At 67.3% G+C, this 17,816-nt stretch carries 16 protein-coding genes; 11 read left to right on the top strand and 5 right to left on the bottom strand.

What is annotated here, in order from left to right:
• Window positions 1-9: 9 nt before the first annotated feature.
• Window positions 10-3,297 carry a fused isobutyryl-CoA mutase/GTPase IcmF gene (gene icmF, locus TK49_RS04190; RefSeq protein ID WP_045785575.1) on the bottom strand — a complete coding sequence of 1,096 codons (3,288 nt, stop codon included), beginning with the start codon at window positions 3,295-3,297 and terminating at the stop codon, window positions 10-12.
• A 309-nt stretch (window positions 3,298-3,606) separates the two neighbouring features.
• Here icmF and TK49_RS04185 point away from each other — a divergent pair, with 309 nt between their 5' ends.
• From TK49_RS04185 to TK49_RS04140, 10 genes are all read left to right on the top strand, one after another.
• Entirely contained in the window at window positions 3,607-4,635 is a 1,029-nt protein-coding gene (locus tag TK49_RS04185) for a hypothetical protein (protein WP_045785574.1), read from the top strand.
• A 254-nt stretch (window positions 4,636-4,889) separates the two neighbouring features.
• Complete coding sequence (locus tag TK49_RS04180) at window positions 4,890-6,092, top strand: ammonium transporter (protein ID WP_027678482.1); 1,203 nt, start codon at window positions 4,890-4,892, stop codon at window positions 6,090-6,092.
• Window positions 6,093-6,176: 84 nt separating this feature from the next.
• Window positions 6,177-6,533 (top strand): DUF427 domain-containing protein, encoded by a 357-nt coding sequence (locus TK49_RS04175; RefSeq protein WP_012760922.1) that lies wholly within the window; start codon window positions 6,177-6,179, stop codon window positions 6,531-6,533.
• Between the two features lie 174 nt (window positions 6,534-6,707).
• Complete coding sequence (locus TK49_RS04170) at window positions 6,708-7,430, top strand: AraC family transcriptional regulator (protein ID WP_045785573.1); 723 nt, start codon at window positions 6,708-6,710, stop codon at window positions 7,428-7,430.
• Between the two features lie 106 nt (window positions 7,431-7,536).
• Complete coding sequence (locus TK49_RS04165; RefSeq protein WP_045785572.1) at window positions 7,537-8,517, top strand: DMT family transporter; 981 nt, start codon at window positions 7,537-7,539, stop codon at window positions 8,515-8,517.
• Between the two features lie 141 nt (window positions 8,518-8,658).
• On the top strand, window positions 8,659-9,954 hold the full coding sequence (locus TK49_RS04160; RefSeq protein ID WP_045785571.1) for an ISL3 family transposase: 1,296 nt from the start codon (window positions 8,659-8,661) through the stop codon (window positions 9,952-9,954).
• Window positions 9,955-10,632: 678 nt separating this feature from the next.
• Window positions 10,633-11,268 carry a LysE family translocator gene (locus tag TK49_RS04155; protein WP_027678504.1) on the top strand — a complete coding sequence of 212 codons (636 nt, stop codon included), beginning with the start codon at window positions 10,633-10,635 and terminating at the stop codon, window positions 11,266-11,268.
• Between the two features lie 33 nt (window positions 11,269-11,301).
• Window positions 11,302-12,495, top strand: a complete 1,194-nt coding sequence (locus TK49_RS04150) for a low temperature requirement protein A (RefSeq protein WP_045785570.1) — start codon at window positions 11,302-11,304, stop codon at window positions 12,493-12,495.
• A 94-nt stretch (window positions 12,496-12,589) separates the two neighbouring features.
• Window positions 12,590-13,297 (top strand): glutathione binding-like protein, encoded by a 708-nt coding sequence (locus TK49_RS04145; protein ID WP_045787741.1) that lies wholly within the window; start codon window positions 12,590-12,592, stop codon window positions 13,295-13,297.
• Window positions 13,298-13,370: 73 nt separating this feature from the next.
• Window positions 13,371-14,567 (top strand): MFS transporter, encoded by a 1,197-nt coding sequence (locus tag TK49_RS04140; RefSeq protein WP_045785569.1) that lies wholly within the window; start codon window positions 13,371-13,373, stop codon window positions 14,565-14,567.
• Between the two features lie 348 nt (window positions 14,568-14,915).
• On the opposite strand, the gene TK49_RS04135 is transcribed toward TK49_RS04140, so the two are convergent.
• The 4 genes from TK49_RS04135 to TK49_RS04120 are packed head-to-tail and all read right to left on the bottom strand — an operon-like array spanning window position 14,916 to window position 17,318.
• Window positions 14,916-15,170, bottom strand: coding sequence for a hypothetical protein (locus tag TK49_RS04135; protein WP_045785568.1), 255 nt, complete (start codon window positions 15,168-15,170; stop codon window positions 14,916-14,918).
• Window positions 15,167-15,583, bottom strand: a complete 417-nt coding sequence (locus TK49_RS04130) for a VOC family protein (RefSeq protein ID WP_004633594.1) — start codon at window positions 15,581-15,583, stop codon at window positions 15,167-15,169. The genes TK49_RS04135 and TK49_RS04130 overlap by 4 nt, the downstream gene beginning before the upstream one ends.
• Entirely contained in the window at window positions 15,583-16,089 is a 507-nt protein-coding gene (locus tag TK49_RS04125; RefSeq protein ID WP_045785567.1) for a helix-turn-helix domain-containing protein, read from the bottom strand. Before TK49_RS04125 ends, TK49_RS04130 begins: the two co-directional genes overlap by 1 nt.
• A gap of 20 nt (window positions 16,090-16,109) precedes the next feature.
• Window positions 16,110-17,318: an aminotransferase-like domain-containing protein gene (locus tag TK49_RS04120; RefSeq protein ID WP_045785566.1), complete on the bottom strand. Its 1,209-nt coding sequence runs from the start codon at window positions 17,316-17,318 to the stop codon at window positions 16,110-16,112.
• 134 nt (window positions 17,319-17,452) lie between these two features.
• Here TK49_RS04120 and TK49_RS04115 point away from each other — a divergent pair, with 134 nt between their 5' ends.
• A complete protein-coding gene (locus TK49_RS04115; protein WP_045785565.1) occupies window positions 17,453-17,806 on the top strand; it encodes a glyoxalase superfamily protein in 354 nt (117 codons plus the stop codon).
• Window positions 17,807-17,816: the final 10 nt, after the last annotated feature.

Genomic DNA, 17,816 nt, shown 5'->3' with positions numbered 1-17,816 from the left:
GGGTGCGGGCTACATGTTGCGCCGGTACTGCCCGCCCACCTCGAACAGCGCATGCGTGATCTGCCCGAGCGAGCAGACGCGCACCGCATCTATCAGCACGGCAAACACGTTCTGATCGTCAATCACCGCGCGCTGCAGGCGCTGCAGCATGGCGGGCGCTTCCCGGGCATGCCGCGCATGAAACGCTTCCAGGCGCGCGAGTTGACTCTGCTTCTCTTCCTCGCTGGACCGTGCCAGTTCGATGTGCGGCGGCACCACGCTCTCGGCGTCGGGGTTGCGGAACGTATTCACACCGATGATCGGCAGCGAGCCATCGTGCTTGCGCTGCTCATACAGCATCGACTCTTCCTGGATCTTGCCGCGCTGGTAGCCGGTTTCCATCGCCCCCAGCACACCGCCGCGCTCGGCAATGCGTTCGAACTCCTGCAGCACGGCCTCTTCCACGAGGTCCGTCAGCTCGTCGATGATGAAGCTGCCCTGGTTCGGGTTCTCGCACTTGGCCAAGCCCCACTCGCGGTTGATGATGAGCTGGATGGCCAGCGCGCGCCGCACCGATTCGGCCGTCGGCGTGGTGATCGCCTCGTCGTAGGCATTCGTGTGCAGGCTGTTGCAGTTGTCGTAGATGGCGATCAGCGCCTGCAGCGTCGTGCGGATATCGTTGAAGGCAATCTCCTGCGCGTGCAATGACCGGCCCGACGTCTGCACGTGGTACTTCAGCTTCTGGCTGCGCTCGTTCGCGCCGTACTTGTCTCGCAGGGTGACCGCCCAGATGCGGCGCGCGACGCGGCCGAGCACGCTGTATTCCGGGTCCATGCCGTTGGAGAAGAAGAACGACAGGTTCGGCGCAAAGTCATCGATGTGCATGCCGCGCGCGAGGTACGCCTCCACATACGTGAAACCGTTGGCCAGCGTGAAGGCGAGTTGCGAGATCGGGTTCGCGCCCGCCTCGGCAATGTGGTAGCCCGAGATCGACACCGAGTAGAAATTGCGCACCTGGTGGTGCACGAAATATTCCTGGATATCGCCCATCACCTTGAGCGAAAACTCCGTCGAGAAGATGCAGGTGTTCTGCCCTTGGTCTTCCTTCAGGATGTCGGCCTGCACCGTGCCGCGCACGTTCTGCAGCACCCACGCGCGAATCTTTGCCTCTTCGTCCTGCGTCGGCTCTCGCCCATTGTCGGCGCGGAATTTGTCGAGGTTCTGGTCGATGGCGGTATTCATGAACATCGCCAGGATCGTCGGTGCCGGGCCGTTGATCGTCATGGACACCGACGTGTTCGGGCTCGTGAGGTCAAAGCCGTCGTACAGCACCTTCATGTCGTCAAGCGTGGCGATCGACACCCCCGAGTTCCCGATCTTGCCGTAGATGTCCGGGCGCACGGCCGGGTCTTCGCCGTAGAGCGTGACGGAGTCGAACGCGGTGGAGAGCCGCTTGGCCTCCATGCCTTCCGAGACGAGCTTGAAGCGACGGTTGGTGCGGAAGGCATCGCCCTCGCCCGCGAACATGCGCGTCGGGTCTTCGTTTTCGCGCTTGAAGGCGAACACGCCGGCGGTGTACGGAAAGCTGCCCGGCACGTTCTCGCGCATCAGCCAGCGCAGCACTTCGCCGTCATCTTCGTACGGCGGCAGCACGACCTTGCGGATGGTGGTGCCCGAGAGCGTGGTGTGCGTGAGCTGCGTGCGGATTTCCTTGTCGCGAATCTTGACGACGTATTCGTCGCCGGAATACGCGCGGCGCAGGTCGGGCCACATGGCGAGCAGCTTGCGCTCGGCGGCACCGAGCTGCGCGTCGCGCTCGGCCGCCTGCTTGTCGAGCGCCGACAGCGTCTGCACGGTGGCGCCCGCTTGCTCCAGCATGCGATGGCTGGCACGCAACTGCTGGCGCTCGCGCGCGAGGCGGCTTTGCGCGTCGACGCGGCGGTGGTAGCCGCGCACGGTGTCGGCCACTTCGGCCAGGTAGCGGGCGCGCGCTGGCGGCACGATGGCGTCGTGGCTCGTGGAGCATTTGCCGGCTGGGCGCGGAAGCGTGCGGCTCGACAGCGCCATGCCGCGCTCGGCCAGCCGATCGGCCAGCGCGTGGTACAGCGCCGTCACGCCGTCGTCGTTGAAGTGCGAGGCCTGCGTGCCGAACACCGGCATGTCTTCGGGGCGGGCGTGCCATTGCTCACGGTTGCGCTGCACCTGCTTGGCGACGTCGCGCCAGGCGTCCTGCGCGCCCTTTCGGTCGAACTTGTTGATCGCCACCAGATCGGCAAAGTCGAGCATGTCGATCTTCTCCAGCTGGCTGGCGGCGCCAAACTCGGGCGTCATCACATACAGCGACAGATCGACATGCGGCACGATGGCCGCGTCGCCCTGCCCGATGCCGGAGGTCTCGACGATGACGAGATCGAACCCGCCCGCGCGGCAGGCGGCAATCACATCGGGCAGCGCGTCGGAAATCTCGCAACTCGCCTCGCGCGTGGCCAGCGAGCGCACAAAGATGTTCGGATGGTTGATCGCGTTCATGCGAATGCGGTCGCCCAGCAGGGCACCGCCCGACTTGCGCCGCGACGGATCGATCGAGATGACGGCGATGCGCAGCGTGTCCTTCTGGTCGAGCCGGAAGCGGCGGATCAGCTCGTCGGTGAGCGACGACTTCCCTGCGCCGCCCGTGCCCGTGATGCCGACCACCGGCGTCGGCGTGGCTGCTGCAGCCGCGCGTACGGCGTCGCGCAATGCCGGATCGATGCGGCCCGATTCCAGTGCCGTGATCAGCTGCGCGAGGGCGCGGCGGTCGCCGTTGGCGACGGGCTCCAGCGTGGCAGGCGCATAGACGGAAAGATCGATGTCGCAGCGCTGCACCATGTCGGCAATCATGCCGGCCAGGCCCATGCGCTGGCCGTCTTCGGGGCTGTAGATGCGCGCGACGCCGTAGTCCTGCAGTTCTCGGATCTCCGCCGGCACGATCACCCCGCCGCCGCCACCGAACACCTGGATGTGCTCGCCGCCGCGGGCGCGCAGTGCGTCGATCATGTACTTGAAGTATTCGACGTGGCCGCCCTGGTAGCTGGACACCGCAATGCCCTGTACGTCTTCCTGCAGCGCCGCGTTGACCACCTCGTCCACCGAGCGGTTGTGCCCGAGGTGGATGACCTCGCAGCCCATCGACTGCAGGATGCGCCGCATGATGTTGATCGACGCGTCATGCCCGTCGAACAACGATGCGGCCGTCACGAAACGCACCTTGTTGCGCACCGGCGCGGCTGCGCTGGCAGGCGTGGGATCGGCCGCGCGGGCAGCGGAAAGATCGGTCATGTCTCCACCTTCGATAAGTGGGGCGCCGGCGCTGGATGTGTTGTACGGCGCACAAGGCGACGCGTGCCGGTCGGCGGGTCGAACAGACAGTATTTTCGGGGTTGGCGCGGTCGTCAACGGGCCGCACGGGCGATGGCCTGTTGAGCCCTCCGCGCAAATAGGCACGTCGCCACCCGGGCCGGTTTGCGCAAATCGCGGACGACCGGAGCGGTCCGATCTCGGTGCAACACCCAGCTTGCACACAATCGATACAACTCGTTAGAGTCGGCTTTTGGTCGGAAACGGGTCCGGCCACAGGGGGAACGTCCAATGCCAAGCCGCGCAACGACGATGCGCTGGTGTCTGATTGCCTTGCTGGCGTGGTCCGGCCACGCCCTGGCGTGGGACTACACGCCCGGCGCCATCCCGGGGCTGATCAGCGTGCTTGGCTTCCTGACAGTGCAATCGCAGGCGCTCGACCGCGCCATCCAGCGCTTTCCCGGCCAGCGTGAAGAGCTGATCCGCGCCCGTACCCAGTTCGACAACACCTTCCCGCAGGCGCTGGTCCGCACACGCCGCCTGATCGCCGGCATTCCGCTCTCCGACGACGAGCGCCAACTGCTGATCGAGCGTGCACTCGACGTCCACCAGCCGAGCGTGGGCATTTCCACGCAGACGCCGCAGACCGCCCACTCGCTGGCCGAACGCGTGGTGGCGCGCGCGCAAGGCAGCCAGGACCGCGCCACGCTGCAAACGCTGCTGGCGGTGGTCTACGACGACCGGCCCGCCGAAGAGCTGAGCAGCCGCTTTACGCAGGCCGTGACGTTGTCTGACTGGCCGAACGCGCGCGGCGCGAGCGTCAACCTGCGGCTGCCGTTCTCGTGGGAACGCGTGCCGCCCACGCCGCCGCGTAAACCCGACCCGGCGCGCGTGGCGATCGGCGCGTGGGCCAACCAGGGCGGCTCGGGGCTCTCGCGCATGGAACTGATCGTGCGCCCCACCGAAGGCGACCTTGAAGCGGTGCCCGACAACCGCGAACCGCGCTGGATGCGCGATGCCGTCAAGCAAGCAGTGGCGGCGCCCTGCCGGCTGCTGGGCTGGGGCACGCAATCGTTCGGCGGGCGCAGCGGCGTGTGGGCCAGCTACATCGGCGAATCGCCCGGGCCGCATCCCCCGCGCGCGACCGGCAACACGCTGGTCGGCCGCGTCTTCATGGTGCCGACCGACGGCGCGCTGCTGATGCTGCACATGCAGTCTCCCGCCACGTCGCCCGAGCAGGCCAGCGCCGTGCGGCTGCGGTACGAGCCGCTGTGGAACGGCGTGGCGACATCGTTCAGCGTGTCAGGCGCCAAGCCGTAACACCCCCCACGCCGTACGCACCACGACGGCGCATCCCCCCTCCTGCCGCACCAATTCAAAGCAGAGACGCACCGATTTCGAGCCACCTGCAGCGAGCAGTGCGAAGGCGATGTCCTTCGCACGGCCCTGGTGCGCCATGCCACCTTTTTGCACACCGTTGGAACAACTTTTGCATCTGTCGGCGCTTTTTGCGTCATTTATGGGCACACGCTGCACCCGGATGACGCTGACCCTCAACCCGCACGACAACCGCAATGAACTCCATCAAAACCGGGGGCGACGCGCTCTTCATCCTGCTGGGCGCGATCATGGTGCTGGCCATGCATGCCGGCTTCGCGTTCCTTGAGCTGGGCACCGTCCGCAAGAAGAACCAGGTCAATGCACTGGTCAAGATCCTGGTCGACTTTGCCGTGTCGACCATCGCGTACTTCTTCATCGGCTATTCGATCGCGTACGGGGTCAATTTCTTTACCGGCGCCGACGTGCTCGCCCAGCAGAACGGCTACGAGCTGGTGAAGTTCTTCTTCCTGCTGACCTTCGCGGCCGCCATCCCGGCCATCATCTCCGGCGGCATTGCAGAGCGTTCGCGCTTCGAGCCGCAACTGGCGGCGACCTTCGTGCTGGTGGGCTTCGTCTACCCGTTCTTCGAGGGCATCGCCTGGAACCAGCGCTTCGGCATCCAGCACTGGCTGCAGAGCGTGACAGGCGCAGAGTTCCACGACTTTGCCGGCTCGGTGGTCGTGCACGCGGTGGGCGGCTGGATTGCGCTGCCGGCGGTGCTGCTGCTGGGCGCGCGCCACGGCCGCTACAAGGACGACGGCCGCATCGCCGCGCATCCGCCGTCGAACATCCCGTTCCTGGCGGCCGGCGCCTGGGTGCTGGCGGTCGGCTGGTTCGGCTTCAACGTGATGAGCGCGCAGACGCTCGACAAGATGAGCGGCCTGGTCGCCATCAACTCGCTGATGGCGATGGTGGGCGGCACGCTCACCGCGTGGTGGATGGGCAAGAACGACCCGGGCTTTTCGTACAACGGGCCGCTGGCCGGCCTGGTGGCCGTGTGCGCCGGTTCCGACGTGATGCACCCGCTCGGCGCACTGGCCGTCGGCGGCATTGCAGGCGTGCTGTTCGTCTGGATGTTTACGCGCGTGCAGAACGTCTGGCGCATCGACGACGTGCTCGGTGTGTGGCCGCTGCACGGCCTGTGCGGCGCCTGGGGCGGCATCGCGGCCGGCATCTTCGGTTTGAAGGCGCTCGGCGGCCTGGGCGGCGTGTCGTTCTGGGCGCAGGTGGCGGGCACGGCCGGCGGCATCGCCATTGCGCTGATCGGCGGCACGGTGGTGTACGGCACGCTGCGCAAGCTCGTCGGGCTGCGGCTGGACCGCGAGGCCGAATTCATGGGCGCCGACCTGGCCATCCACCGCGTCTCGTCCACGCCGGAATCGGAAACGCACTGGTAAGCAGGCGCCGGCAGTCAGGAGAAGGCGCGCGCGGCGCTTGCTACAGTGAAAGCGTCTTCCCTCGCCCAACTGCAGGAGTGCCGCATGCCCGATATCGATCCGAATCACCCCATCACCGTCGAGTCGAACCCGCGCCGCGTCACGGTGACGCTCAACGGCTTCACCATCGCCAGCACGCACCTGGCGCGCACGCTGCGCGAGGCGTCGTACCCGCCGGTGCAGTACATCCCGCGCGACGATGTGCAGATGAACCTGCTGGAGCGCACGCAGCATCACACCCATTGCCCATACAAGGGCGATGCGTCGTACTACACGATCGTGGCCGGCGATGTGCGCGCCGACAACGCCGTCTGGACGTACGAACAGCCCAAGCCCGTCGCACGAGAAGTGGCGGGCTATCTGGCGTTCTATCCGAACAAGGTGACGATCCAGGAGGAGTGAGGGCGCAGACGCAGCTGACATGCCGCCGTCATGCCGCTGTCATGCAAGCGGTGCACGATGCGCGTGTTCCTCTTCTCACGGAGCCTCTTTCCGTGAAAGTTCCGAGACCCGGCGCAGACGATCTGTGGCCGGGTATTTTTTTGGGCGAGTGCCGGTGCTATTCTCGGCGGCACCATGCTGGACTTCCGCACTTACGGCCTCGCCGCGCCCCCGCACTCGCACGACTTCATGCAGGTCGTGATGCCCGCACGCGGCATCCTCGAGATGGATGTCGACGGCCGCAGCGGCCGTGTCGACATGCACCACGCCGCGCTCATTCCGGCGGGCGCCACGCACGCGTTTGAAGCCACCGGCGCCAACCGCTTCATCGTCTTCGACATCCCCGGGCAAACCGCAGATGCGCCCAGCCTGGGCGGCCTCGCCGACCGCGTGTTCTTTCCGCTCACGCCGGGCCTGCGGGCACTGACGACATGGCTCCAGGACGCGCCCGTCGTCGACGCCGCGCTGGCCACTGCGTGGTCGTCACTCGCGCTGGCAACGCTGGCCGCGCATCCGGCCAATCAATCCACGCAGATCCGCGCACGCCCCGATGCGCGTGCGGAGCGCGCCTGGCACGCCATCGAGCACCGCTACGCGGAGCCGCTTACCGTCGATGCGCTGGCCGCAGAAGCGGGCGTCAGTGCGCGTCGCCTCGCCACGCTGTTCCGTGCCGCCTACGGCACCACGCTGCATGCGCATCTGGCTGCGGTACGGCTGCGGCATGCATTGACGCTGCTGGAAAGCACCGCCCTGCCGATCGCCGAGGTTGCCGCACGCACCGGCTACTACGACCAAAGCGCCCTCACGCGCCACCTCAAGGCCACGCACGGCATCACGCCCGCCGCGGTGCGCCGCTAGCCCGGGCCCTTTCCGTTTTTGCCAAAGCGCAGCCGTCTTCGCCAAGACGTGCGGCACGCGCACGCGCAGAGTGCCGGTTCGATTGATCTTTTCGGACAGGCGCTCCATGGCTGTTGGCGACACCTCCTCTGCAACGCAGCTGCATCACGGTCAGCACGACGCGCGGCGCGACCACCTCACGGGCATCGGCTACGGCGTCGCGGCCGGCGCGCTGTGGGGCGTCATCTTCGTCGCGCCGAAAATGCTGCCGCAGTTTTCACCGCTGGCGCTGTCGGCCGCGCGGTACGTGCTGTACGGCGTGCTCTCGCTCGCGCTGGCGCTGCCGGTGTGGCGCACGCTGTGGCGCAAAACGACCGGGCGCGACTGGGCGGCGCTGCTGCTGTTATCGCTGCCCGGCAACATCCTGTACTACCTGTGCGTGGCGGGCGGCGTGCAGCGCGCGGGCGTGGCGCCGGTCTCGCTCATCGTCGGGCTGTTGCCCGTGACGGTCACACTGGCCGGCGCGGCCGAACGCGGCAGCCTGCCGTTGCGGCAACTTGCCGTGCCGCTGCTGATGGCCGTGGCCGGCGTGGTGTGCATTTACCTCGATGCGCCCGACGTGCATTCGAGTGCCAGCGGCAGAACCTATTTCATCGGGCTGTTGATGGCAGCGGGCGCGCTGGCCTGCTGGACCGTGTATGCGGTGTGCAATGCGCGGTACCTGCGCGCGCGGCCGCAGTTCACGAGCCGCGAATGGTCGCTGTTGACGGGCGTCGCGACCGGGGTGCTGTCACTGGCGCTGGCCGTGCCGGCGTTCTTGCTGCCCGGCATGGCGACGGCGTCTGCGCAGCCCGCATCGGCGTGGGCGATGTTCTGGCTGGTGAATATGGGCGTGGCGCTCGGGGCGTCTGTGCTCGGGAACAGCCTGTGGAATGCAGCCAGCCGCAAGTTGCCGTTAACGCTGTCGGGGCAGTTGATCGTGTTTGAGACGGTGTTTGCGTTGGTGTATGGGTTTGTTTATGAGGGTCGGTTGCCGCATGGGTTGGAGGTGGCGGCGGGGGTTTTGTTGGTGAGTGGGGTGGGGTTGGCGGCGAGGCGACATGGGTAGGTTTTTTGGCTCTTCGTCATTTCGTGTGGAACCCAACAGTCACAATGACTCCTGGTCGTCGAGCCCGGTGGGCATGTGTGCAGGCCGCTGGCCGGCCTGTGCACATGTCCACGAGGCGTGTTTGATCAGGAGGATGAGTCCATGGGCATTGCCGTAGAAGCTCTGTTCACCAGCGCGCTGGGCTTGCAGCCGCCGTGGGTCGTCGATGACGTCAGGCTCGACACGGCCAAGCGGCGTATCGACTTCGAGATCGGCTGCCACACCAGCAGGCTCGCCTGCCCGGCATGCGGTGCGGCCACGCAACCGGTGCACGACCGGCTGCGCCGATCCTGGCGGCACCTGGACTTCTTCCAGTTCGAGGCCTGGCTGCACTGCGACGTGCCGCGCGTGGCCTGCGGTGCCTGCGGCAAGACCACGCAGGTGGCCGTGCCCTGGGCGCGTCCGGGCTCGGGCTTCACCGCGGCGTTCGAAGCGCTGGCGCTGACCTTGTGCCTGGACCTGCCGGTGCGCCAGGCCGCCGAGTTGCTGCGCTGCAAGGACAAGCGGCTGTGGCGGCGCATCGAGTTCTACGTCGCGCAGGCGCGTGCGCTGGAAGACTTCGCCGGCGTGCGCACGGTGGGCATCGACGAGACCAGCCTGCGGCGCGGGCAGCACTACATCACCGTCGTGCACGACCTGGATCGCAAGCGGCTGCTGTTCGCCACCGAGGGGCGCGAGCACCGCACGGTGGTGGAGTTCGCCGAGGATCTGAGGGCCCATGGCGGCGATCCCGCCCAGGTGCGGCACGTGTGCATGGACATGAGCGCGGCCTACGCCAAGGGCGTGGCGCTGGCGTTGCCCGAGGCGCAGATCAGCTACGACCGCTTTCACGTCGTCTCGATGGCCATCGAGGCGATGGACCAGGTGCGCCGCGCGGAGATGGCCACCGACGCGCAGGCGGTGCGAGCCGCGCTGGGCGCTGGCGGCCGCAAGACGCTCAGGCAGCTGCTGTGGGGCATGCGGCGCAACCCCAGCAGCTGGAGCGCCCGCCAGCTCCAGGCGATGCACTGGCTGCAGCGCTCGACGCTCAAGAGCGCGCGGGCGTGGCGGCTGAAGATGGCGCTGCGCGCGGTGTACGCACGGGCCACAGCGCACAACAGCATCGAACAGGCCGCATCCGACCTCAGGGCCTGGCTGAGCTGGGCGCGGCGCTGTCGGCTCGAGCCGTTCAAGAAGCTGGCCGCCACGCTCAAGGAGCGGTTCGACGCGGTGGTGCGCGGCATGGTCGATCACCGCAGCAACGCCTTCGTCGAGGCGATGAACGGACTGCTGCAGCAGGCCAAGCGCGCCGCGCGCGGCTTCAGGACGAGCCAGAACTTCATCGCCATCGCCTACCTGCGCATGTCCAAGCTCAAGCACCTGCCGGCCAGCCCGTTCGCGCCGGCGATGCCCCAGTGACAGTGTTGCTTTCCACACGAAACGACATGGAGCCGGTTTTTTTGGGGTTGTTTTTTGCCTTGGTGGTCCATCCCTTGTTTCATCCCCTGCCGGGGCTGACTCACTTTCTTTGGTCTTGCCCAAAGAAAGTAAGCAAAGAAATGCGCGCCCGAGATGGCGACCCATCCCTTGAATTTGCGTAACCGGGCGGAGGTGGGGAAAACTCGCTTCGCTCAGACAGTTCCCCACCTTTTTTCCGCCCGCTTACGCAAATTCAAGGCGCCATCAAGGGCAGGAAAGTCAAAGGCCAAACCATCTCAACGCAAGCCCAAACGACAAGGCCAACCGCGCGATGGGTTGGCCTTTCTCTTTTGACGTTGAGCCCTTGATGGCGCCTTGGATTTTTGTTGCGGGGAGGAAAAAGAGGGGAGGCTGTCTGAGCGCAGCGAGTTTGCCTCCCCTCCCTCCCCGCGACACAAATCCAAGGGGAAGTCGCCATCTCGGGCGCGCCTTTCTTTTGCTTACTTTTCTTTGGCAAGACAAAGAAAAGTGAGTCGTGCCCGGCAGGGTACGGAAGGAAGGCGGACCACCAACCCAAAAACCAAAAACAAAAAACAAAAAACACCCACCCCATTTGACGCCCCATTTTTTTCATGGATAACTGTCTCCCCTCACCCCAACAACACAGCGAGCCACCCCATGACCCTCCAAACCTGGCTGGCCTTCATCGGCGCCAGCATCATCATCCTGCTCATCCCCGGCCCGACCATCCTTTTGGTGATTGGTGATTCGCTGGCCAACCGTGGCCGCTCGGCGTGGAGCACCGTTGCCGGCGTGGCCGCTGGAGACACCACAGCCATGGCCGTGTCCCTTGCCGGTGCGGGCGCCCTGCTGGCCGCATCGGCAGCGGCCTTCACGGCGCTCAAGCTCATCGGCGGTTCGTACCTCGTCTATCTGGGCATCAAGTCGATCCTCAGCGCCCGCCGCCTGCGCGACGATGCGCCCGAAGCCAGCATCCCGGTGCAGCAGAAGTCCGCCGGCCGCCGCTTCCTGTCCGCCTGGACGGTCACGGCGCTCAACCCCAAGAGCATCGTCTTTTTCGTCGCCTTCGTGCCGCAGTTCATGTCGGCCGAGCAGACCTTCCTGTCGCAGAGCGTGATCCTGCTGCCGACCTTCGTCATCCTGGCCGCCGCCAACGCGTCGATGTACGCGCTGGCCGCCAAGCTGCTCGCCAAGCGTCTGACCAGCGTGGCCGCGCAGCGCCGCTTCGGCTACACGGGCGGTGCGGTGATGGTGGGCGCAGGCACGCTCACGCTCGGCATGCAGTCGGCCTGATCGCCGTTCACAAGGCCGCACCGAGGACACCCGATGCCCCGCAGTTACCTCCGCCCCTCCCCCGAAGGGGCCCACGGCCACCACCGCGTCACCAACATCGAGCTGTTCTTCGATCTGGTGTTCGTGTTTGCGGTGACGCAGCTCTCGCACCTGCTGATCGGCAACTTCACGCTGCAAGGCGGCGCGCAGGCGCTGCTGCTGATGCTGGCGGTGTGGTGGGTGTGGATCTTCACGTCGTGGGTGACGAACTGGCTCGACCCGGACAAGCTCGCCATCCGCATGCTGATGCTCGTGCTGATGACGGGCGGGCTGCTGCTCTCGGCATCGCTGCCGCAGGCCTTCGGCTCGCGCGGGCTGGCGTTTGCGCTCGCCTATGTGTTCATGCAGTTCGGGCGCACGGTGTTCTTCCTGTGGGCCGTGCGCGGCGAGGCGCTGCCCATGCGGCGCAACTTCCAGCGCATCGCCACGTGGCTCGGCATCTCTGCGGTGCTGTGGCTGGCGGGCGGGCTGTCGGACGGTTCCGTGCGCTGGGCCTGCTGGATCGTCGCGCTGGCCATCGAATGGGTCGGGCCGTCGATGGGCTTCTACACGCCGGGCCTGGGCCGCTCCACCACCAATGACTGGAACGTGGAAGGCGGCCACATGGCCGAGCGCTGCTCGCTGTTCATCATCATCGCGCTGGGCGAATCGGTGCTGGTCACGGGCTCCACGTTTGCCGGGCTCGACTGGACCGCAGAAAACATCGCGGCGATGGCGCTGTCGTTCATCGGCAGCCTGGCGATGTGGTGGCTGTACTTCGACACGATTGCCGAGCGCGGCGCGCACACCATGTCGCATTCGGCCGATCCTGGCCGGCTTGCACGATTGGCCTACACCTACATCCACGTGGTGCTGGTGGCCGGCATCATCGTCGGGGCGGTGGCCGATGAGTTCGTGCTGGCGCATCCGGTGGGCCACCCCCATGCGGGGACGGCGCTGGCGGTGCTGGGCAGCGCGGCACTGTATCTGCTGGGCAACCTGCTGTTCAAGTGGGCGATCTTCGGCCGGTTGCGCCCAGCGCATGTGGTTGGTCTGGTGGCGCTGGGCGGCGCCTGGATGGTGGCGGGCGAATGGCCGGCGCTGGCGGTATCTGCGCTGGCGACGGGCGTGCTGTGCGGCACGGCGGCGTGGGAAGGGTACGCCCGCTCCTGCGAGACAGCCGAACCGGCACAGCCGCACGGGCACTGAGTGGTCACCTGAAAATTCCAGTTTTTGGACATTACAAAAGGCCACTCGCGCGCCTACTCTGTCCACCAACATGACAGAACACGAGGGCCCCGCCATGATCGACCTCTACTACTGCGCCACGCCCAACGGCCTGAAGATGGCGCTGTTCTTTGCCGAAACCGGCTTGCCGCACCGCGTCATCCCCGTCGATATCAGCCGGGGTGACCAGTTCAAGCCCGAGTTCCTGGCCATCTCGCCCAACAACAAGATCCCGGCCATGGTCGATCACGACCCGGCCGAGGGGACCGAGCCGGTGGTGCTGTTCGAATCGGGCGCCATGCTGCTTTACCTGGCCGAGAAGACAGGCCATCTGATGCCCACCGACCTGCACGGCCGCATGGAAGTGCTCAAGTGGCTGTTCTGGCAGGTGGGCGGCCTGGGCCCGATGGCCGGGCAGATCGGCCACTTCAACGTGTACGCCCCCGAGCGCGTGCCCTACGCCATCGACCGCTACACCAAAGAGACCAACCGCCTGTACGGCGTGCTCGACCGCCGCCTGGCCGACCGCCCGTACATTGCCGGCAACGACTACACCATCGCCGACATCGCGGCCTATCCGTGGATCGTCCCGCACGCCGGGCATGGTCAGGACCTAAACGACTTCCCGCACCTGCAGCGCTGGTTCGAAGCCGTTGGCGCACGGCCGGCCACGCAGCGCGCTTATGCCGGGGTGGAACGCGCCTACTCGCGCCGCCGCGAAGACATCTCCGACGACGAGCGCAGCGTGCTGTTCGGTCAGACCGCCAGCACCGCCGCGCGCTGATTCCCGCGGAGCCTCCGCGCTCCGCCCTCTCTCCGTTTTCTTCTTCGTTTTCCTCTTCTGACAGGAGCCGACCATGCCGGCATCGCTGTGGTGGTTGTGCCTGGGTGCGTTCGCCATCGGCACTGAAGGTTTCATGATCGCCGGCCTGCTGCCGGTGCTGGCCGCAGACCTGGGTGTGAGCGTGCCGGCGGCGGGGCAGCTCGTTACCGTGTTTGCCGTCACGTATGCCGTGGGCTCGCCGGCGATGGCGACGCTGCTCGGCAATGTCGACCGCCGACGCGTGCTGATCGGCGCGCTGGCCATCTTTGCGGCGGGCAACCTGCTGGCGGCCACCGCGCACGGCTTTGGGCAGTTGATGGCGGCGCGCGTGCTGCTGGCGCTGGCGGCCGGCGTGTTCCTGCCGACGGCCAATGCGGTGGCGACCTCGCTGGTGCCGGCTTCGCGCAGCGGCTCGGCGCTCGCCATCATCACCGGCGGCGGCACGGTGGCAGTGGCGCTCGGCGTGCCGCTGGGCGCGTGGATTGCGGCGCAGGGCGACTGGCGCTCGACGTTCATCGCATGCGGTGTGCTGTCGGCGCTGGCCACGGCGGGCCTGGCCTTCGGCCTGCCGCGTGCGCTGCCGCACAGCTTGACCACGCTGGCGCAGCGCCTCTCCGTGGCGCGCCGGCCCGGCATGCTGGGCGCGCTGGCGGTGTCCACGCTGTGGGCCGCAGGCGGCTTTACGTTCTACACCTACGTTGCGCCCTTCTTTGTTCAGGGGCTGGGTTTCGCGCCGCAGCACGTGGGCATCGTGCTGTTCCTGGTCGGCAGCTTTGCGGCGCTCGGCACGGGCCTGGGCGGCCACATGACCGACCGCGCAGGCGTGGCACGCGTGCTGGCGGTCAGCAGCGCGGGCATCGTGCTGGCGTTCTCGGTGCTGTCGCTGTCAGCGCAGGTGCTGCACGGCACCGTGGCCGGCGCGGTCGCCATCGGCGCGGTCGTGCTGTGGGGCATGGCCGGCTGGGGCTTCGGCCCGGCGCAGGCGGCGCGCTTGATCCGCCTGGCGCCCGATGTGTCACCGATCACGCTGTCGCTGCATGCGTCGGCCGTGTACGTGGGGATCGCGCTGGGGTCGAGCGTTGGCGCCCTGGCCCTGGCGCATGGCGGGCCGGGCATGCTGGGGTGGGCAGCGGCCGCGTGCCACGTGGTGGCGGTGGTGTTGTGGCGCAGGGGCGGCCGACATGAGGCGGCGCTGGCCGATGAACCTGCAGCCACGTCGGTCGCACACTGAACGCCGGAGCGCGGAACGCGACGCGCGGGGTCCGGAGCCCGACGCGCGGACGTCAACCCCCCGCGTTCCGAGCTTCGACTGTGGCGATCGAGCCTCAAACCCTCGCGCTCCGAGCTTGGACCCCGGCGCTCGACCCTCAAACACGCACGCTCCGGGCTTTAAGGTCCACGCTTGGGCCTCAGAGGCTCGGCGTCGGGCCTCCGACCCCTCGCGCTCGGGCCTCTGAGCCCGATTTTTTCGACCTCGAACGGTCATGTTCCGGGTGTTGAGCCTGGTGGACGAGCCTCGGACACTCACGCTCGACTGTCTGAGCCCCGCAATCGGGCCTCAGAGCCTCGCGTGCCGCGCTCAGACTGCCGCGGTGGGCGTGTCCCGCTCGCCGGTCGAGCGCCGCGCGCCACGCCGATCCAGGTACGGCAGCGCGAACATATAGAGCCCCGTGAACAGCAGCAGCGCCAGCGGCAGCAGCGGCGCGTAGGTGATCCACGCCGGCGGCTGCGCACCCTTGCCCAGCCCCAGGGCGACGAAGTTGGCGATGACCGTGAGCGTGAACGCCATCGACACCCAGCGGTGAAACTGGCGGATTGCGTGGCGGGCGCTCACTGGGCACCTCCGGCGGCCTGGATCATCTTCCAGCCGTTGCCGGCCGGGTCACGAAAGCCGGCGTCGACGCTGCCGAAGCGGTCGATCGGCTCCTGCGTGAACTCCACGCCGCGCTCGCGCAGTTGCGCATAGGCGGCGCGGCAATCGGCGACGGTCAGCACCAGCGGCGGCATCGCGCCCTTGGCGACCATGGCGCGCAGCGTCTGCGCCGTGGCTTCGTCGTGAATGGGCGGGCCCGGCTGGAACAGGCCGAGCTGAAACGACGGCTGCTCCGGATGCTGCACCGTCAGCCACCGATACGGGCCGTTGCGCACGTCGGTATGCACGCGAAATCCGAGCTTGTCGACATAGAACGCCAGCGCCGCGTCCTGATCGTCCACATACAGCCCGACGACATTGATCCCTTGGCTCATCACCGCTCCTTGTTGTTGATGGGTGACGGATTTGTACCCTCTGCCAGCTGGCGGCGCTTCTCCGAAACTGCTGTGACGAGGTCGGGCCGCTGCGCCGCCTTCAGCACACAGGCGGGCACGCGGTCGAGTTGCTGCAGCGGTGCGGTGGCCTGTGCGTGACGGCGAAGCGCGCTCGGGCTCAGCCCGGTGATGTCACGGAAGATGCGGCCGAAGGTGCCGAGGCTTTCCCAGCCCGTGGCGTAGGCGATTTCGATGATGGGCAGGTCGGTGTCGCGCAGCAGGGTGGTGGCCTGCTCGATGCGGCGCGTCAGCAGGTAGCGGTGCGGCGGAATGCCGAAGGCCTGCTTGAACGAACGCGCAAAATGCGCCGCCGACACGCCGCTCACCTCGGCCAGCCGCTTGACGGGCCATGCCTCGTGCGAGGCGGCGTCCATGCGGTCTTTGGCGCGCAGCAGGCGGCGCAACAGCGCGGGGTCTTGCTGCGCGTCGGTGTGTGCCTGTGCCACCGCAGCCTGCCCTGGCGAGGTCAGCCCAGCTTGAACTCGCCGATGGCATGCGCGAGCTTGCGCACACCCTCTTCCACCTGCGCCAGCGACGAGGTGGCGTACGACAGACGCAGCGTCGAGCGATCCGGGTCGACCGGGTAGAACGCCGCGCCCGGCACGAACGCCACACCGCGCTCGATGGCCACCTTGGCCACATCGCCGGCATTGCGGCCCGGCAAGGTGCACCACAGGAACATGCCGCCGCGCGGGCGGTTGAAGGTCAGTTCGGTGTCGGGCAACAGCGCACGCAGGCCGTTGGCCATGGCGTGGGCGCGTTCGGCATAGGCGGCACGCGTGCGCGGCAGCACCGTGTCCAGGCGATTGCTGCGCAGGTACGCGGCGGCCGTGGCCTGTGCAAACGTGGAGGTGTGCGCATCGGCAAACTGCTTGACCATCACCGCGTTGCCCAGCACCGGCTGCGAGGCGATCATCCAGCCCACGCGCAGCCCCGGCGCCACTACCTTCGACAGGCTGCCGAGGTAGATCACACGCCCCTGCGCGCCGTCGGTCTGCTGCGACAGCGCGTACAGCGACGGCGGCGGGGGCGCGTCGAAATACAGGTCGCCGTACGGGTCGTCTTCCACGATCAGCAGGTTGTGGCGCACGGCCACGTCCAGCAGGCGCTTGCGACGCTCCAGGCTCATCAGCGCGCCGCTCGGGTTGCCGAAGTTGGGAATCGCGTAGAGGAATTTGGGGCGCGCGGTCGAAAGCACCTTTTCCAGCGCGTCGACATCCAGGCCGTCGCCATCGGTCGGCACGCCGGCCACCTTGGCGCCGTACAGCTTGAATGCCTGAATGGCGGCGAGGAAGGTGGGCGCCTCGGTCAGCACCGTGTCGCCCTCGCCGATCAGCACCTTGCCCAGCAGATCCAGCCCTTGCTGCGAACCGGTGGTGACGAGGATGTCGGTGTTCGCAACGTTGGCGCCCCGCGACTTCATCAGCGTGACGATGGCCTCACGTAGCGGCTCGAAGCCCTCGGTGGCGCCGTATTGCAGCGCGCGGGCGGCGTCGGTGGTGAGTGCGCTGTCGGCGGCGGCCTTCAGGCCTTCCACGTCAAACAAGGCGGCGTCCGGAAAACCGCCGGCAAACGAGATCAGGCCCGGCTTGCCGAGCACCTTGAACAACTCGCGGATGGCGGAGGTTTCAACGTTTTGCAGGCGGGGTGCCAGCGGCGATTGCAGGAATTCCATGGCGTGCGTGTCTCGATCATTTTGTGTGCCCGCCACTTTACGTGATGTGCGTGGCGCCCGCATGCGCCGGCTCCGTCACAGGCCCAGGGCGCTGACTACAATGCGCTCACCCGTTCACTGCACGAGGAGCCCGCATGGCCGTCAAGCGCATCGTCCCCAACCTGCATGCAGCCGACCCGGCACTGGCGCGTGCGTTCTATGCCGAATTCCTGGGGCTCGACCCTGTCATGGATCACGGCTGGATCGTCACCTATGCCCACACCGGTGCGGCCGCGCCGCCGCAGCTCAGCATCGCCACGGAAGGCGGTGGCGGCACGCCCGTGCCGGCGCTGTCGGTGGAAGTGGATGACGTGGATGCCGCCCACGCGCGCGCACAGGCGCTCGGCCTGCAGGTCGTGTATGCGCTCACGGATGAGCCGTGGGGCGTGCGGCGCTTCTTCGTCCGCGATCCGTTCGGCAACGTGATCAACATCCTGGCGCACCGTTGAGGGTGCGCCG

Origin of the sequence: Ralstonia mannitolilytica (assembly GCF_000954135.1) — a bacterium.
GTDB lineage: Bacteria > Pseudomonadota > Gammaproteobacteria > Burkholderiales > Burkholderiaceae > Ralstonia > Ralstonia mannitolilytica.
Note: the sequence above shows the minus strand (reverse complement) of the source record. Positions and strands in the feature narration are given on the sequence as shown.

What these genes read in the sequence shown, in the direction of transcription:
- TK49_RS04185 (WP_045785574.1), top strand. Translation starts at nt 3,607, where the DNA reads ATGCCAAGCCGCGCAACGACGATGCGCTGGTGTCTGATTGCCTTGCTG.
- TK49_RS04145 (WP_045787741.1), top strand. Translation starts at nt 12,590, where the DNA reads ATGATCGACCTCTACTACTGCGCCACGCCCAACGGCCTGAAGATGGCG.
- TK49_RS04165 (WP_045785572.1), top strand. Translation starts at nt 7,537, where the DNA reads ATGGCTGTTGGCGACACCTCCTCTGCAACGCAGCTGCATCACGGTCAG.
- TK49_RS04150 (WP_045785570.1), top strand. Translation starts at nt 11,302, where the DNA reads ATGCCCCGCAGTTACCTCCGCCCCTCCCCCGAAGGGGCCCACGGCCAC.
- icmF (WP_045785575.1), bottom strand. Translation starts at nt 3,297, where the DNA reads ATGACCGATCTTTCCGCTGCCCGCGCGGCCGATCCCACGCCTGCCAGC.
- TK49_RS04130 (WP_004633594.1), bottom strand. Translation starts at nt 15,583, where the DNA reads ATGAGCCAAGGGATCAATGTCGTCGGGCTGTATGTGGACGATCAGGAC.
- TK49_RS04160 (WP_045785571.1), top strand. Translation starts at nt 8,659, where the DNA reads ATGGGCATTGCCGTAGAAGCTCTGTTCACCAGCGCGCTGGGCTTGCAG.
- TK49_RS04155 (WP_027678504.1), top strand. Translation starts at nt 10,633, where the DNA reads ATGACCCTCCAAACCTGGCTGGCCTTCATCGGCGCCAGCATCATCATC.
- TK49_RS04115 (WP_045785565.1), top strand. Translation starts at nt 17,453, where the DNA reads ATGGCCGTCAAGCGCATCGTCCCCAACCTGCATGCAGCCGACCCGGCA.
- TK49_RS04180 (WP_027678482.1), top strand. Translation starts at nt 4,890, where the DNA reads ATGAACTCCATCAAAACCGGGGGCGACGCGCTCTTCATCCTGCTGGGC.
- TK49_RS04140 (WP_045785569.1), top strand. Translation starts at nt 13,371, where the DNA reads ATGCCGGCATCGCTGTGGTGGTTGTGCCTGGGTGCGTTCGCCATCGGC.
- TK49_RS04120 (WP_045785566.1), bottom strand. Translation starts at nt 17,318, where the DNA reads ATGGAATTCCTGCAATCGCCGCTGGCACCCCGCCTGCAAAACGTTGAA.
- TK49_RS04170 (WP_045785573.1), top strand. Translation starts at nt 6,708, where the DNA reads ATGCTGGACTTCCGCACTTACGGCCTCGCCGCGCCCCCGCACTCGCAC.
- TK49_RS04175 (WP_012760922.1), top strand. Translation starts at nt 6,177, where the DNA reads ATGCCCGATATCGATCCGAATCACCCCATCACCGTCGAGTCGAACCCG.